Source organism: Novosphingobium sp. BL-S-19 (assembly GCF_055521675.1).
In genome coordinates, this window is the sequence record NZ_CM145498.1 from 2,082,356 (window position 1) to 2,097,479 (window position 15,124).

Here is a 15,124-nt window from a genome sequence, read left to right on the forward strand (position 1 = left end):
GTTACTGGCGTGCGCCCTCGGACTTGTCGCGCGCGGCCTTGAATTCGGAACCCGGCTTCCACTGCGGCCACTTGGTCGAGTTAGCGAGTTCCTCACCGATGGTGCGGATCAGTTCCACGTCCTGCACGGCGCCTTCCATCTTCCAGTCGGGCGACCACGCATCGCAGGCTTGGTGGTAGCACTGGCCGGTATAGGCATCGATCCACGCTTGCCCCGCCTTGATGCCGCCCTGCTTGAGGTCGGAGGCGCCGGCGATGCCCATCATCAGCATGACCGGTACGCCGCGCTTGGCGAAGGAGAAGTGATCGGCGCGGTAGAACAGCCCACGCTCGGGCAGGCTTTCCGGCGTGACGCGGCGGCCCTGCGTGGCCGCGACGCGGGCCATGTCATCCTCCAGCGTGTCCTGCCCCTTGCCGATCAGCGTCACGTCGTTTGCGGCACCGGCGGTCTGGAGCACATCGATGGTGAGGTTGGCGACGGTCTTCTCCATCGGGAACACCGGGTTCGCGGCATAGAATTCCGAGCCCAGAAGCCCGCGCTCCTCGGCCGACCATGCGGCGAAGACGACCGTGCGCTGCGGCGCGGCTTCTGCCTTCATGACGCGAGCAATGTCGAGAATGCCGGCGATGCCGATGCCATCGTCATTGGCGCCCGCGCGGTAGATGCGGCCCTGCGCATCGGGAGCGCCCTTGCCATAAGCGTCCCAGTGGGCGCCGAACATCACCACTTCGTCCTTGCGTGTGGTGCCGGGAATCTGTGCCAGCACGTTGTGGCTCATGACTTCTTCGTGGTTCACCGGCACGTCGGCATCGAAGGTGACGCCCTTGAGTTCCACGGGCTTGAAGTTCGGGCTACGCGCGGCGACCGACAGCTTGGCAAGGTCCAGCCCGGCCGAGGTGAACAGCCGCGTGGCCGCATCGCCTGACAGCCAGCCCTGAAGAGCAAGGCTGGTGAGGTGGTCCGGCTGGCGCACGATGTCGTAATTCTCGCCGCCCGGGCTGGTGACGACGTTCCAGCCATAGCCGGCACCGGCAGTGTCATGGACGATCAGCGCGCCGATGGCGCCCTGGCGTGCGGCTTCCTCGAACTTGTAGGTCCAGCGGCCGTAGTAGGTCATCGTCCGGTCGCCGAACTTGCCTGCGGCCGGCTCGCCCTTCTTTGCGTAGAAATCCGGGTCGTTGATGAGGAAGACGACGACCTTGCCCTTGAGGCCCATACCCTTGAAGTCGTCCCAGCCGCGTTCGGGCGCGTTTACGCCGTAGCCGACGAAGACCACCGGAGCCCCGGCGATACGCGCGCTGTCGTCCGGGCGGATGGTGGAGATATAGATGTCCTTGGCCACCGTGACGGGCATCGTGCCCTTGGGGCCGCTGAACGCCAGCGTTTTAGGCGTGCCCAGCTTGGTGTGCAGCAGCGGCACCTTCTGCACCCATTGCCCGTCAGGTCCTGCTGGCTGGAGGCCAATGTCCTGGAAACGTGCGATCAGATAGCCGATCGTGCGCTCTTCGCCCACGGTGCCCGGCGCGCGGCCTTCGAAAGTGTCGGAGGCGAGTGTCTTCACATCGGCGACCATCCGGTCGGGATCAATCGCTTCCTTCGCGATGGCAGGGTGGGACACGGATGCGAGCAGCGCTGCAATGGCCATGGCGGGGGGCGCCAGAAGGGGGGATATTTTCATGGCACCCGCTTTTAGGCGCGGAGGCAGGGGAGGCAAGGGCGCTTAACGCAAGTCCAGCACCATGAACTGATTGTGCGGGCTCGATTCGTAGTCCGCGAAGGGCGGGCAGGAGATGAAGCCGCTTTTGCGGTAGAGGTCGATGGCAGGTTGGTGAAGCGGTGCGGTGCCGGTCTCAAGATAGAGCCGCTGCAGCCCTCGGTTGCGTGCCTCCGCAACGACGTGGTCGATCAGCGCGCGGCCGACGCCGGTGCCCCGCGCCTCGCGGGCGGCGCGCATCGATTTCACCTCGCCGGCGTCATTACCCAACAGCTTGAGCGCCGCGAATCCTGCCAGCTTCTCGTCGCGCCACGCGGTCCAGAAGGTGACTTCCGGTTCGGACAGGCCGCTGGCGTCGAGTGCGAAGGCATGTTCGCCCATCACCGAGGCCAGTTCGGCAAGGTGATGGGTGAGCAAGTCGGCAACGTAAGGTGCGTTCGGATCGTCGACCCGTAATTCCAAACCCGTCACTTTGGCTGATAGGTCTGTTCCGGGCCTGGGAAGGCGCGCGCGCGAACTTCTTCGGCGTATTTGGCGGCAGCTTCGGAAACCAGCGTGGCCATGTCGGCATAGCGCTTCACGAAACGGGGTACGCGGTCGAACATGCCCAGCATGTCTTCGGCGACCAGCACCTGCCCGTCGCACTGCGCGGAGGCGCCGATGCCGATCACCGGGATTTCAAGGCTATGGGTAAGCGAGACGGCGATGGGTTCCAGCACGCCTTCCACCACCACGGAGAACGCGCCGGCCTCGGCCACGGCCTTGCCGTCGGACACGATCTTGGCATGTTCTTCCTGGCTGCGGCCGCGCGCGCCATAGCCGCCCAGCGCATTTACGGCCTGCGGCGTGAGGCCGATATGCGCCATCACCGGAATGCCCCGGCTGGTGAGGAATGCGATCGTTTCCGCCATGGCGACGCCGCCTTCCAGCTTCACCGCCGCGCAGCCCGTCTCGGCCATGATGCGCGCAGCCGAAGCGAAAGCCTGCTGCGGGCTCCCTTCGTAAGAGCCGAACGGCATGTCGACGACGACAAGCGAATGATAGCTGCCGCGCACGACAGCGGCGCCATGCGCAATCATCATGTCGAGCGTGACGGGCAGGGTGGAAGGCAGGCCGTAGATCACCTGTGCCAGCGAATCTCCGACCAGCAGCATGTCGCAATGCTCGTCGAGGATTTGCGCTTGGCGCGCGGTATAGGCCGTCAGCATGACCAGCGGATCGGCGGTGATGCCGCCGGCCTTGCGGCGCTGGATGGCGGGAACCGTCAGGCGCTTCATCGGCGCCGGGGTGGGATTGGCGCGGCTGGTCGCGGTATCGAGCTGGAAGGTCGTGGACATGACCGGCCTTCTAGCCGCCCCGGTCCCGTGCGAAAACCCCGGAACCGCGATACATGCGCCGGCACATCGGTCGGCCCACGTCGACAGGATGCAGTAATATGGGGAACCAACCGCCTTAACGCTTGCGATACGGCCGCAGCACGCTAGCGTCGCCGTCATACAAGAACTCGGGGGTCCAATAATGTTCGGACGCGTAAAACCGCTGGACGCCATTCTGGCGACCGCGGAAAAGAAATCTCTCCACAGGACGTTGGGGCCTGTGCAACTGACGCTGCTCGGCGTCGGCGCAATTATCGGCACCGGCATTTTCGTTCTCACCGCCGCTGCGGCCCAGAAAGCTGGCCCCGGCATGATGTGGAGCTTCGTGATTGCCGGCGCCATCTGCGCGGTCGCGGCGCTCTGCTATTCGGAACTGGCCTCGATGGTGCCGGTTTCGGGCTCCGCCTATACCTACAGCTACGCCGTCGTCGGCGAACTTCTGGCCTGGATGGTCGGCTGGGCGCTGATCCTGGAATATGCGGTTGCCGCCTCGGCCGTCTCCGTCGGCTGGTCGGGCTACTTCATGGGCCTCTTGAAAAGTCTGACGGGGTTCGAGTTACCCGCCTTACTATCGTCAGGCCCGGCATGGTCGCTTTCGGGCGTCGATTTCAGCCACGGCATCATTAACGTCCCCGCCATCTTCGTGGCGCTGGCGGTGACGGCACTGCTGGTGATCGGCACCAAGGAAAGCGCCACTTTCAACGCCGTCCTGGTCGCCATCAAGGTCAGCGCGCTGACCATGTTCATCATTTTTACTCTGCCAATGATGAAGGGTGAGCACTTCGCGCCTTTCGCACCCAACGGCTGGTTCGGCCCGGCAGGCAGCAGCGGCCTTGGCATCGTGGGCGCGGCGGCGTCGATCTTCTTCGCCTATGTGGGCTTCGACGCGGTTTCCACCGCGGCTGAGGAAACCAAGAACCCCCAGCGCAACGTGCCGATCGGCCTGATCGGTAGCCTTGCGCTGTGCACCGTGTTCTATCTGCTGGTCGCAGGCGGCGCCATCGGCGCAGTGGGCGCGCAGCCCACCGCTCTTGGTGTGCAGCCGGGTTCGGCCGAATTCGCCGCCCAGTGCGCCGCGCTTGCCAAGCAGGACCAGGTGCCGCTGGTGTGCTCGAACGAGGCGCTGGCCCACGTTCTGCGCTCGATCAATTACACGGTTGCGGGTGACCTTATCGGCCTTGCCGCAAACCTTGCGCTGCCGTCGGTTATCCTGATGATGCTCTATGGCCAGACCCGCATCTTCTTCGTGATGGCGCGCGACGGCCTGCTTCCCGAGAAGCTGGCGACTGTCCACCCCAAGTGGAAGACGCCGCACATCGTGACGATCATCACCGGCGTGTTCGTGGCTATTGCCGCGGCGCTGCTGCCGGTGGGCCAGCTGGCCGACATTTCGAACTCGGGCACGCTGTTCGCGTTCCTGATGGTGTCGATCGCGGTGCTGATCCTGCGCGTGCGCGATCCGAAGCGTCACCGTCCGTTCCGCACGCCGCTGGTGTGGCTGGTCGCGCCGATCGCCATCCTGGGCTGCGTGATCCTGTTCTTCAACTTGCCGTTCGAAGCGATGATGGTGCTCCCCGTGTGGGGTGGCATCGGCCTGATCGTCTACTTCGCCTATGGCTACCGCAAGAGCCACATCGGCCAGGGTATCGTGGACGTTCATGAGGTTGACGCCGATGCGCCGCCGCAGCCGGTTCCGCCGGTGTAAGCCAAGCCACGCATGGCAAAAACGGAAAAAGGGGGCCATACAGCCCCCTTTTTTCTTATGCGGGATTTGAACGGCCCTTTAAGCTCCACAAGCTATCAAGAGTTTATCCACAGCACGATCCACAGGCGGCGCGGTGTCGCAGTAAGAGCAAATTAACCAGTTGGTGGCACCTCTAGCACCAGGCATAGGCAAAAAATTCAGGCACCGTCATGGCAATCATCAAAGCCTTGATTCCGGCATTCCTGCTCACGTGGGTGGTATCGCTGGTTATTGGTTCCCAAGGCTCGCGCGGTGGGATGCTGGCGATCACTCACACCCTTTATGAAGGGCATGAGCTTTATTGGTCCTGGCCGCTGTTCCTCGGCGCCACCGGGCTTGCCTGGGCGATCTTCTCGCTGCTCGATTAGCTCTTGGCCGGAGCGAAGCGGCGGGGACGGCGTTGAGGGTGCATGTCCTTTCCCGTAGACCGCATAACAGTCTCGCTCCTGATATTCTCCTGCCTGGTACTGGCCGGTCTGAACTGGCTGCATGATCATCCGGGCGACAATCCCTGGGCGCCGCTTACGTTGGATGAGCAGCCGGGCTGGGCAACAGATCGCAAGCTGGCGGCGCTACGTGCAGATTCCACCGAATGCCGCGCCTTTCTGGAACGAAGCTCATTACCTAACGCGCCGCTGCCACCGGAAGGCTCAGGCGCGTGCCGGCGTGAGGATCGCGGCATTCTCTCGCTGCCCGACGTCAGGCTGAAACCGCAGCGCGTGGAAGCGACCTGTGCAGTGGACGCGGGCTTGGCATTTTGGCTTCGGCATACCGTCCAGCCGCAGGCGAAAGCGATGTTTGGCAGCCGCGTTGCCCGGATCGAGCATCTGGGAACCGTGAACTGCCGCCGGATCGGCAATGGCGACAGGGGGGCATGGAGCGAGCATGCCACGGGCAATGCCATCGACGTCTCTGCCTTTGTGCTGAAAAACGGACGCCGCATCGAGGTCAAGCGCGACTGGAAAGGGGGCGTGGACGATGCCGCCTTCCTGCACGTGGTGCGCGACGGGGCCTGCGACACTTTCGCTACGGTGCTTTCGCCCGACTATAATGCAGCCCACGCCGATCATCTGCATCTCGACCAGGCAAGGCGTTTGGGTGGGTGGAAAGCCTGTCGCTAGCCGTCCGGCGGAATGACAGCCGGAAATGGTGCCAAGCCTCTTTTCAGCAGACAAGACTTAGGCGGGCGTATTGGACCGATGTCGCCCAATGGCAAGGCAGATGGGGCGGCGTTGCGGCAAGTCGTGAATGTGCGCGTGGTCGTGCCGATAACCGCCAGACCGAACGGTAGGCTGGCCTTGGCCTCCAGTTCGATCCCGCGCACGCGGCCCTCGCCGGTTTGGACGAGACAGGTGGAAGTGCCGCATAGCGTCCCTGCGGGATCGGGCGTCATCATGTTCTGTTGGGTGATCTGGTAACCAACCGGCGTCACGTAGATGCCCTTATGCTGGTAACGCAGGCTGATGTTCACCAAATGAATGCCTTGGAAATCCGTGATCGGTTCAGCGGCGGGGATCTCATGGCGGTACCGCTTTGACATGATTACAACCAGCCAAGCCTCATCACGGCACCGCCAGCAAACTTGATCGGCCCGGAACAAACACTGCAAGGCGATCTTGTCGCTCTCGCGCCGCTCTCATTTGATCGTGCTCATGATGAAGCTCGTCTCGATCGACGCGACACATTTAAGGCGGGCGATCTTCTGCTTCACGAACTGCTCATAGTCCTCCAGCCCGCGAGCCCTGACTTTCAGTACATAGTCTGGAGAGCCGGTGACGAGATGGCATTCGGCCACTTCGTCCCACCCGCGTACCGCGTCCTCGAACATCAGGATTTCATCCTCATGCTGGCGTGACAGGCGTATCAGGACGAGAGCGCGGATCGACCAGCCTTCCACGGCCGGATCCACGCGAGCAGTATAGCCCTGAATGATTCCGGCCTCTTCCATCCGGCGTACGCGCCGCAAGCAGGGCGATGCGGAAAGTCCCACCCGCTCAGCCAGTTCCGCATTTGAGATTCGTCCTTCGCATTGAAGGACCTGAAGAATTCGGCGGTCCGCCGAGTCAGCAATTTTCTGCGGCACAAAATCAACTTTCAGCTACTTTCTGCCAATAACGATGGCATTCGAGGCGAGATTTCGCAAACATTGACCTCGCAACTGCTGTTAGTCTGCCGAAGACCGGCCTTGTCCAGCCAGGCCAACCATTCTGCCAGGAGAGTTGAAATGACGGCGCCCCGCGAGAGCAAGACCAGGATTGGTGAACACGCGCTGCATCCCGAAACCCTGATGCTGAATTACGGTTACGACCCCCTCCTATCGGAAGGTGCGGTAAAGCCTCCGGTATTCCTGACGTCGACTTTCGTTTTCCCAACGGCGGAAGAGGGCCGGGATTTCTTCGACTATGTCGCAGGCCGCAAGGATCCGCCGCCGGGGCAGGGGCGGGGTCTTGTCTATTCTCGGTTCAACCACCCCAACAGCGAGATCGTGGAAGATCGCCTTTCGGTCTACGAAGGCGCGGAGGCCGGCGTGGTCTTCTCTTCCGGGATGGCTGCGATCACGACGACCATTCTGGCCTTCGTGCGACCGGGCGATGTGATCCTGCATTCCCAGCCGCTCTATGGCGGCACCGAAACGCTGCTGGCTCGCACACTGGCGAACCTTGGCATCAAGGCGGTGGGGTTTGCCGATGGGCTTGACGAAGAAGCCATTGCGGCCGCGGCACGCCACGCTGCCACGTTGGGACGTGTTTCGATGGTGCTGATCGAAACGCCCGCAAACCCGACCAACAGCCTGGTCGATATCGAGCTTCTGAAGCGCATGTGCGACAAACTTGCCGATGAAGAAGGGCGCCGTCCGCTGCTCGTCGTCGACAATACTCTGCTTGGTCCCGTCTACCAGCACCCGCTGCGTCATGGCGCCGATATTTCCCTCTATTCGCTCACCAAGTATGTGGGCGGTCATTCCGATCTTGTCGCAGGGGCGGCACTCGGATCGGCTAGCCTGATGCGCGAAGTGCGTTTGCTGCGTAGTGCCATCGGTACGCAATTGGATCCGCATAGCTGCTGGATGTTGAGCCGTTCGCTGGAAACATTGGGGCTGAGGATGGATCGCGCCAATGCGAATGCCGCGAGGGCGGCGGCATTTCTGCAATCGCACCCCAAGGTGATGGGCGTGGCTTATCCACCTTACTATCCGGAAGGTTCGCGAGCTGCGGAGGTTTTTGCCGCGCAATGCAGCGGGGCCGGGTCCACATTCTCGTTCGATATACAGGGCGGGCAGCCAGCGGCATTCCGCTTTCTGAACGCGCTTCAGATATTCAAGCTGGCGGTCAGCTTGGGCGGTACGGAGTCGCTAGCGAGCCATCCCGCCACCACGACGCATTCCGGGGTCCCGTTGGATGTTCGCGATCGCATCGGGGTGCTCGAGGCGACCATCCGCCTGTCTATCGGCATCGAGCATGCGGACGATATCGTCGCCGATCTTTCGCAAGCGCTGGACGCGGCCTGACCGGTTATGGGGGGGCGGGCTTCGCTGGCTCGTCCCTCGCCCTGTCAGAGATCATATAGAGGGTTATGCCTGAAAAATCGGCGAAAATACGCCGCTTTGAAGGCTTTTGGGAGGGGCGCTTGGCGGATAGGGCGTCCGTCAAAATTACCAATTAACCCCTGATTTAAAAGAGAAAATTTAATCGCGTTCTTTCGCGATACCCCGCTTTGTACCCACTCGACGGTGGGCTAGTTGCAGGAAATCGAACCCACATTTTACTGGGTAGCGAGAAATTCCGAATCACTTTCTGTATCGTAGCACGTTGGCTTCGATTGGCAGATCGGGGCGTCGCCCCCGGCCCAATTCCCGGCGTCGTTTGACACCCCGAAACCGGACAGTCAGCGTCGGTAGGGCGGAGCCAACACGGTGGGCCGCAAATTGCGGATTGGCTCGCTGGTCCGAGCGCTTCGAATTGCGGGCCCATCTCTTAACAGGAACGCGTCGAATTGATCCAGGCCTGTGTCCACCAGCGAATATTGGGTGTGACAACGTGGCAATGGAGAGACGTATCCACTGCCACGCCGCCAAAACATTGGGGCTTTAAGGCCGTTTCCCGATGCTGATGCCCGTCATTTTTCCGACCGCAGGGTCGTTGATATTAAATACCGCTGCATACTCCTGTGCCTTGTCTCCATAGAACCGCCCAGTCAAATCGCCGGCACCCCCATTTCGCGAAGCAACGAATGCGGCAGTATATGCATCGATTGTTCCATTGAAATCATACCTGCCCAGTGCAGTCGAACTGCCATCAGCATTAACTTGGGTGGGCAGCAGGGTGGATGACAGTGCTCCCGTGGCGAAATTAGCGGACAATTCTGACTGCCCCGTCAAAGAAGCAATCGGCCCGGTGCCATCGAAGACGTCACCATAGAGAAGGCCCGTGTAAGTTGCGCTGCCGGTTCGCGGCATTTGGTCGGCAGGCGTGAAATTGCCGAAGCCAACATAGTTGACGGCCTTCCCCGTAACATTGTCATCCAAATCCGTTCGGGTGGAAAGAACGCGCATGAAACTTGCGTACGTGAATTCGATGCCGTCTGCCCGGCCATCGAACACGTCTATCGAGTATTGCGCCTTGCCATCAAAAGTGCGGAGCGCAGCGCCATAATTGCGCAGGTCGCCCGCATCCTTGTCGGGCGTGCGGTTGTCACGGCCGAACGAAAACGAGAACGTGTCCAGGCCATTACCCAGGTAGGTGTATGTCTGGCTATCGGCATCATAGATGAGCGCCTCGCCAACCGGATTGCTCATGGGGGCAGCAGTAGACGATGCCACAACCGTTCGGAACCGTGTCGTGCCTTTCAGGTTGGCAAGGGTATCGTTCACCCCTGTCGCCGGTACGGTGTAACCAGCGAAAGCCAGGCTGAAGAAAAGCGGGTTGGAGTTGCCGTAAAGCGTTCCACCAATTTCTTGTGACTTGGGGCCATAGAAGGAGCCGGTGAGATCTCCGGAATATGCGTCTGCAGAGCCCGCTGTAGCCGTGAACGTGCCAGTGAAGCGATTTGCAGTCGAGGAGATCCTCCCCTGCGCTTTCACCTCACCGGGATTTTCAACACCTGTGATGCCCCCGCTGGGCCAATTGTATGATGAGGTCTTGCCGGAAATGTCGACCAATCCCCCTGCGAAATCGACTAAGGCGGTTCCCGAACCGGACATTTGCAAGAGGGTGTCGGTCGCCTTCGAGGTGCGAGTGCCGACAAATGAGAGCGCGTATGTGGCACTGCCCGTCCGAGGGATGGACGATGCCTCGCTGGGCAACCCGAAAACAAAATCCGTTGCCTCGAAATCATCCAGCCCCGTCGTTACGTCACTTGTCTTCGAGAGTACTTGTCCCAACACAACGTATTCAGGAGCAGTGGTCCATTCGGATCGATTTCCCCACAATATCTCGAGACGCGTAAGGCTTTTGCCGTCGGATTTCTCATATCGGGAGAGGTTGCTTGCCGGCGCAAGCAAGTCCGTCGGCAAAAAGGTGATCGCATTCCCATCGGTAGTGATAGTCATGCTGCCCGTATCGGCGTCATAAGCGATGCTTGCCTCTTCGGCGGTTGAGCCTGAGGCCGACTTTATGCGGCCGACATCGTACTTTGCCTGCAAAACATTGGCGTCCGCCACGAATTGCGATGTGACGGTGGGCTGCCCGATTATCTTTGTCGGAGTCGGAGTCGGAGTCGGAGTTGGCGTCGGTGTGGGCGTAGGCGTAGGCGTGGGAGTTGGCGTAGGAGTCGGGGTTGACGTCGGCGTCGGCGTCGGCGCAGGAGTCGGGGTTGGCGACGGGGTGGAATTGACGCCGCTACCACCGCCGCAGGCAGCAAGTGTCAGGCTGAGCACCGTCAGCGAAGTCATCGTCATCAGCTTGCAAGAATGGATTGAACGCACAAGTTGCCCCCTCAAAACGCCGACGTGATGCCAAATTCAGCGGCCACGCGGCGGTAGTCATAAATTTCGATGGAAGAGCGGTTTCGCTCCCATTTAACGCGAACCACCGGGGCGAAGCGGCCCAGATGCAACCTCCTCAGCGTGGCCGCAATGCTGGCGCTGTACCGGTTTTCAATGCGGCGGTCAGGATACAGGAATAGGCGCCTATCGGCTTCCAGGTGGCTATATCCCAGCGTGCCGACCACCGTGGTGCGGCCAAGCTCACGGAACAAGTAGATCGAGGTCCCGCCGCTGGCCAAAGAATAGCCGGGGTCCCGCGCGGCTTCCCGGAACCCAAAAATCTGAAGGCCTCCCCCTGACCTCGCACCGAAAGCGCGGTCGAGTGCTGCCGACAGCGTGAAGTCGTCAGCAGTCTGGAGGGCGTTTTGCTTGTTGGTAATGTGCGCAATGCCTCCGTCGACGCGGACTTGGCTGCGTTTGCCGGACGGGCGCTGCCAAGTGACATTGCCGCCAACCTTTGCGCTGTAGAGATGGCGTCCATACCAGCGCCATGCAGGACCTGCCGAAAAGGTCAGCTGGTTACCGTTCCAGTTGTATTGCGGACCTGCCTCAATCCCGGTGGTAATATCGTTGAAGTCGGCATCGCCATATAGCATTGCGTTGCCCGAGACTCTGACAAGAAGGTCAGCGCCTGGCTCGATGCCGATCCGAGAATAGGCCTGGCCTTGCGCGTCTATGCCCAAGCCCGACTTAGCCTTTGCATCTTTGCCGAGCGTGAAGTCGCCGATAACCGTGCCCAGCGTATCTGATCGCGTGGCGCGATTGATGTTGCTGTCCGGAGCAAGCGCTAGTTCGAAGGAGCCCCCGAATGGCTTTCGAGCATCCAGCGCGCGCGAATAAAAACGTACTAGCTGTTCCACGGCGCGCGGAAGACCGGCTGCCTCGGCGGCGCGCAACTCCTTCCGCGCGGCTCCGAAATTACCAAGCGCAGCGTGCATTCGTGCAAGCTCAAGGCGTACGCGTGCGGCGCCGGGCTTGTCATCGAGGATCCGGCGAAACTCGAAGGCGGCTTCTGAATAGCGTTTGAGCTGGTCAGCCAACATCATTCCGAGACGAAATCTCGCCTCCGTGCGGATCTCCAGATTCGGATCATGGCTGAGGGCGCGATAAGCCATCTCCGCAGTCGCGAAATCGCGTTTGCTGAGCGCTTCCTCTGCAAGCGCAAAAACCTGCGACGCAGAAAGCCCCGAACTGGCGGTTTTTGGCGCGCCAACTGCCGCGACAGAGGCACTCCGGCTGTCTGTCACTTGAGCGCCAACGCTGGTTGCAAGGCCCGCCAAGACCGTTGCCACCAACAATCGCTGAATTTGAATGTCACACCCCTGTCTGGGGGCGATTTAGCGGACGAAGAAGCCGCTTGTCTAGAAAGTGCCTTTTCGGCTCACCGCAGAACGCGTTCATGACAAATATTGTCATTATCGCCGGAATGGCGTCTCCCACCTCATCCTTGTAACCCGACTTAAGCCTCCGGTTGACAACCGCCCGCATTGCGATCGTTCGGCGGGCATTTTGGCGATCCTGGAAGCCGCCTGTCCGCTTTCCTAGCCAACCTCAAAGGATACCTGCGGGTAGCACTTTTTGATGCCCGATCCGCCCCCACATCCCGGTCATATGCGGCGCTCAGCAGCGCTCCCGAAAGCGCAACTGCAGGATTTCAGCGTTTCAACCGGAAATCTGCCGTTCCGGACCCGGGCGGTTGCTGCCGGCAATCGTGAGCCCGAGCTCGCTCAAACTTCAACGGTCTTTACCTTGATGATGTGATCTGGTGACACAATCCAATTGCGCTGCATGTCCCGGCAGGTATACGGTGTATACATGGGGACGAGAGAGCGCATCCTTTCGGCCGCCTGGCGGCAATTCGAGACCGTTGGTGAGGCAGGCCTGTCGTTGCGCAAGGTGGCGGGAGAAGTTGGTGTCACGCCGATGGCGATCTATCGCCACTTCGAAAACCGGCAGTCGCTGATCGACGCTTTGGTTGCTGAAGGCGTAGCCGAATGGCGAAGGAGAGTGGACGCCATCAGTAGTCGACCCGCGCGGGAATGGCTCGATGCAATCGGTGAGGCATATCTCGCCTATGCCCTCGATGCGCCTGCACGGTTTGACGCGGCTTTCCTGGTCTATTCCGACAAGGCGCTCAAATATCCGGATGATTTTCTTGCCGGAGGATCGCCAGCGGTATCGCTGCAAATGCGTCTGATCGCCGAGTTCGCAAGCCCAGACCGCGCGGGTGAGATCATGGTTGCGGTCGCCGCCCTGGGGCAGGGGCTCATTTCTTTCCATCGGGCAGGGCGAGTTTCCGGCAATGTCGAGGACTTTAAGGCCTTCTACCGAAACACGATGCGCCGCCTGATCGAAAGTCAGGTACGGGAGGGCAGGGCATGATCGTCTGGCTGGTTGCAACGCTACTTTCTGCGGCGGGATTTTTCCTGTCGCTGGGGCTCGGCGAACATTGGTATCTCGCCTGGATCGCTCCAGTTCCGGTGCTGTGGTATGCCTTTTCTGGAAGGCAAGCGGGTGCGACTTTCCTGGCGGCCTTTGCCAGTTATGCGCTTGGAACGAGCAACCTGCTGGGCGCATACGGCTCGATCATGCCCGTAGCGATACTTGCACAGATACTGTGCGGCCCTGCGTTGATTTACGGGCTGACAGTGATGATTGCACGGCGCGTCCACTTGCGGCTTGGGGCAATGGCGGGTGTGATCGCTTTTGCGACGGGGTTTGCGGCAGCCGATTACCTGCTCTCGTTCGCCCCGGCCGGCGGCGCGGTAATGTCTCCCGCCAACTCTCAGGTCGATATGCCTATGATGGCGCAGTCCGCTGCTTTGGGCGGCTTCGCCGCAGTGACTTTCTTGATCGGACTGGTCGCCGCTGCTCTCGCTGAAAGTGCCAGGCAGCGCAGTGTCTCCTGGCTGATTGCAGCAGTCTCGATCTTCGCCCTCAACGCCGGTCTCGGGGCATGGCGTACGACCAACCAAAGCGAGGGTTCGATACGCTTGGCACTGATGGCGGGCAACAGTCTCGTCGGTGACACCGGCCAGCTGGACGAGGCGCGAACGCGGCTGATATTTGCTCAATATGCGAAAGGAATCGAGGCGCTTGCCGGAAAGCGCGTTGCTCTCGTCTTGCTGCCTGAAAACAGTGCTCGCCTGGCGCCGCAATGGGGGACTGCAGCGCTTGCGCCTGTAGACGCCGCAGCGCGCGCCATCGGCGCGGTGGCGCTTGTTGGATACAATGGCGATTTCGCGGGCGCGCGGCGCAATCTCGTGACTGCGCTCGGCACCGGCAAAGATACAGCCACACCCAATCCGACTTACGCCAAGCGGCATCTGGTGGTCGGCCTGGAGACCCGATATTTCGCGCCCGGCACTGGATCCCTCATGCTTCCGGGCGGCATCATGCCGGAAATCTGCAAGGACATGGATTTTCATGCCACAATCCGGAAGGATGCAGCGGCCAACCATCCGGTCATGCTTGCGGTACCGGCATGGGATTTCGGCAGCGATGGCTGGGCGCATGCCAGGCCGGCTATCCTGCGCTCCATCGAGACAGGCACACCGCTCGCGCGAAGCGCGCGGGATGGTTTGCTCACACTCAATGACCGCTATGGACGGCTGATAACGAAGCAGGTGGTTAGCGAGGGGCTGACCGTGGTGGTTGGTGAATTGCCCCTCGCAGGCCCGGGCGGCGAGACGCTCTATGCCAGGATAGGGGATGTCTTTGCGTGGATGTGTCTGGCGGTAGCATCGTTCCTTGCGATCGTGGCAATCGCGCGCGGGCGAGAACCGAAGAACCCCGAGAAACACGGTCCCTCTTGAGCGTCAGGCTTGCCAAGGCGAATTTGTGGCCTGCAGCCAAGGATATGCCAGCCAATGAAAGGAGGGCAATCGAATCTGCGGCCGAAAACTGGCCGTCCCGCCCAGACTTCGCATGTCCATATTGGATGCAACCGATTTCAGCGGGCATGTGCGATGAAACAAACCGGGATCTTCAGGAACTATACCAGAATTTTCCGCAGAAATCAGCGGTTTTTCGGTACTCCTGGGATCTCTTGGGAAGGGCCGTTGGCGGACAGGGTGGGATTCGAACCCACGGTGAGCTTGCACCCACGGCGGTTTTCAAGACCGCTGCCTTAAACCACTCGGCCACCTGTCCGTTCGGGCAATGCGCATAGAGAAATCGATGCGGCTTGCAAGGGGCCACGTGCAGCCAACCACAGATCATTGAAATGGCGATTGGGGTGGGTTGCCGCGCGTTTGCGGCGGCTGTCCACGGCTCAGGTGCCCCAACCATTTGCATCCGGAGCGCGT

The 15,124-nt window shown here is 61.0% G+C and carries 13 protein-coding genes, 1 tRNA gene and 1 pseudogene; 6 read left to right on the forward strand and 9 right to left on the reverse strand.

The genetic code is table 11. The features are described from left to right. Position 1: 1 nt before the first annotated feature. The 3 genes from ACZ1JV_RS17945 to panB are packed head-to-tail and all read right to left on the reverse strand — an operon-like array spanning position 2 to position 3,051. Positions 2 to 1,678: a M28 family metallopeptidase gene (locus ACZ1JV_RS17945; RefSeq protein WP_465149894.1), complete on the reverse strand. Its 1,677-nt coding sequence runs from the start codon at positions 1,676 to 1,678 to the stop codon at positions 2 to 4. A 42-nt stretch (positions 1,679 to 1,720) separates the two neighbouring features. Continuing rightward, positions 1,721 to 2,185, reverse strand: a complete 465-nt coding sequence (locus ACZ1JV_RS17950; RefSeq protein WP_465149895.1) for a GNAT family N-acetyltransferase — start codon at positions 2,183 to 2,185, stop codon at positions 1,721 to 1,723. After that, positions 2,182 to 3,051, reverse strand: coding sequence for a 3-methyl-2-oxobutanoate hydroxymethyltransferase (gene panB, locus ACZ1JV_RS17955; RefSeq protein WP_465149896.1), 870 nt, complete (start codon positions 3,049 to 3,051; stop codon positions 2,182 to 2,184). Before panB ends, ACZ1JV_RS17950 begins: the two co-directional genes overlap by 4 nt. Positions 3,052 to 3,232: 181 nt before the next feature. On the opposite strand from panB, the gene ACZ1JV_RS17960 reads away from it, so the two are divergent. The 3 genes from ACZ1JV_RS17960 to ACZ1JV_RS17970 all read left to right on the forward strand — a co-directional run bounded on the left by ACZ1JV_RS17960 (position 3,233) and on the right by ACZ1JV_RS17970 (position 5,955). After that, positions 3,233 to 4,795, forward strand: coding sequence for an amino acid permease (locus ACZ1JV_RS17960; RefSeq protein ID WP_465138455.1), 1,563 nt, complete (start codon positions 3,233 to 3,235; stop codon positions 4,793 to 4,795). Between the two features lie 209 nt (positions 4,796 to 5,004). Beyond that, positions 5,005 to 5,202, forward strand: a complete 198-nt coding sequence (locus ACZ1JV_RS17965; protein ID WP_465138456.1) for a hypothetical protein — start codon at positions 5,005 to 5,007, stop codon at positions 5,200 to 5,202. 159 nt (positions 5,203 to 5,361) lie between these two features. Then, complete coding sequence (locus ACZ1JV_RS17970) at positions 5,362 to 5,955, forward strand: extensin-like domain-containing protein (protein ID WP_465149897.1); 594 nt, start codon at positions 5,362 to 5,364, stop codon at positions 5,953 to 5,955. Here the strand turns inward: ACZ1JV_RS17970 and ACZ1JV_RS17975 are convergent. The 3 genes and pseudogenes from ACZ1JV_RS17975 to ACZ1JV_RS17985 all read right to left on the reverse strand — a co-directional run. Beyond that, on the reverse strand, positions 5,952 to 6,374 hold the full coding sequence (locus tag ACZ1JV_RS17975) for a TonB-dependent receptor domain-containing protein (protein WP_465149898.1): 423 nt from the start codon (positions 6,372 to 6,374) through the stop codon (positions 5,952 to 5,954). The genes ACZ1JV_RS17970 and ACZ1JV_RS17975 overlap by 4 nt on opposite strands. Positions 6,375 to 6,470: 96 nt before the next feature. Next, positions 6,471 to 6,782, reverse strand: a complete 312-nt coding sequence (locus tag ACZ1JV_RS17980; protein WP_465138531.1) for an Lrp/AsnC family transcriptional regulator — start codon at positions 6,780 to 6,782, stop codon at positions 6,471 to 6,473. Between the two features lie 36 nt (positions 6,783 to 6,818). Continuing rightward, positions 6,819 to 6,917 (reverse strand): annotated as a pseudogene (locus ACZ1JV_RS17985) (winged helix-turn-helix transcriptional regulator); the annotation flags it as partial. Positions 6,918 to 7,058: 141 nt separating this feature from the next. Here ACZ1JV_RS17985 and ACZ1JV_RS17990 point away from each other — a divergent pair. Next, positions 7,059 to 8,342, forward strand: a complete 1,284-nt coding sequence (locus ACZ1JV_RS17990; RefSeq protein WP_465149899.1) for a cystathionine gamma-synthase family protein — start codon at positions 7,059 to 7,061, stop codon at positions 8,340 to 8,342. 579 nt (positions 8,343 to 8,921) lie between these two features. On the opposite strand, the gene ACZ1JV_RS17995 is transcribed toward ACZ1JV_RS17990, so the two are convergent. Both ACZ1JV_RS17995 and ACZ1JV_RS18000 read right to left on the reverse strand, forming a co-directional pair. Continuing rightward, positions 8,922 to 10,493 (reverse strand): transferrin-binding protein-like solute binding protein, encoded by a 1,572-nt coding sequence (locus tag ACZ1JV_RS17995; protein ID WP_465149900.1) that lies wholly within the window; start codon positions 10,491 to 10,493, stop codon positions 8,922 to 8,924. A gap of 275 nt (positions 10,494 to 10,768) precedes the next feature. Further along, positions 10,769 to 12,097 carry a surface lipoprotein assembly modifier gene (locus tag ACZ1JV_RS18000; RefSeq protein ID WP_465149901.1) on the reverse strand — a complete coding sequence of 443 codons (1,329 nt, stop codon included), beginning with the start codon at positions 12,095 to 12,097 and terminating at the stop codon, positions 10,769 to 10,771. 535 nt (positions 12,098 to 12,632) lie between these two features. Between ACZ1JV_RS18000 and ACZ1JV_RS18005 the strand changes: the two genes are divergently transcribed. Both ACZ1JV_RS18005 and ACZ1JV_RS18010 read left to right on the forward strand, forming a co-directional pair. Further along, positions 12,633 to 13,199, forward strand: coding sequence for a TetR/AcrR family transcriptional regulator (locus tag ACZ1JV_RS18005; RefSeq protein ID WP_465149902.1), 567 nt, complete (start codon positions 12,633 to 12,635; stop codon positions 13,197 to 13,199). Then, a complete protein-coding gene (locus tag ACZ1JV_RS18010; protein WP_465149903.1) occupies positions 13,196 to 14,632 on the forward strand; it encodes a hypothetical protein in 1,437 nt (478 codons plus the stop codon). Before ACZ1JV_RS18005 ends, ACZ1JV_RS18010 begins: the two co-directional genes overlap by 4 nt. A gap of 247 nt (positions 14,633 to 14,879) precedes the next feature. On the opposite strand, the gene ACZ1JV_RS18015 is transcribed toward ACZ1JV_RS18010, so the two are convergent. Then, positions 14,880 to 14,969, reverse strand: a tRNA-Ser gene (locus ACZ1JV_RS18015). Between the last annotated feature and the right edge of the window lie 155 nt (positions 14,970 to 15,124).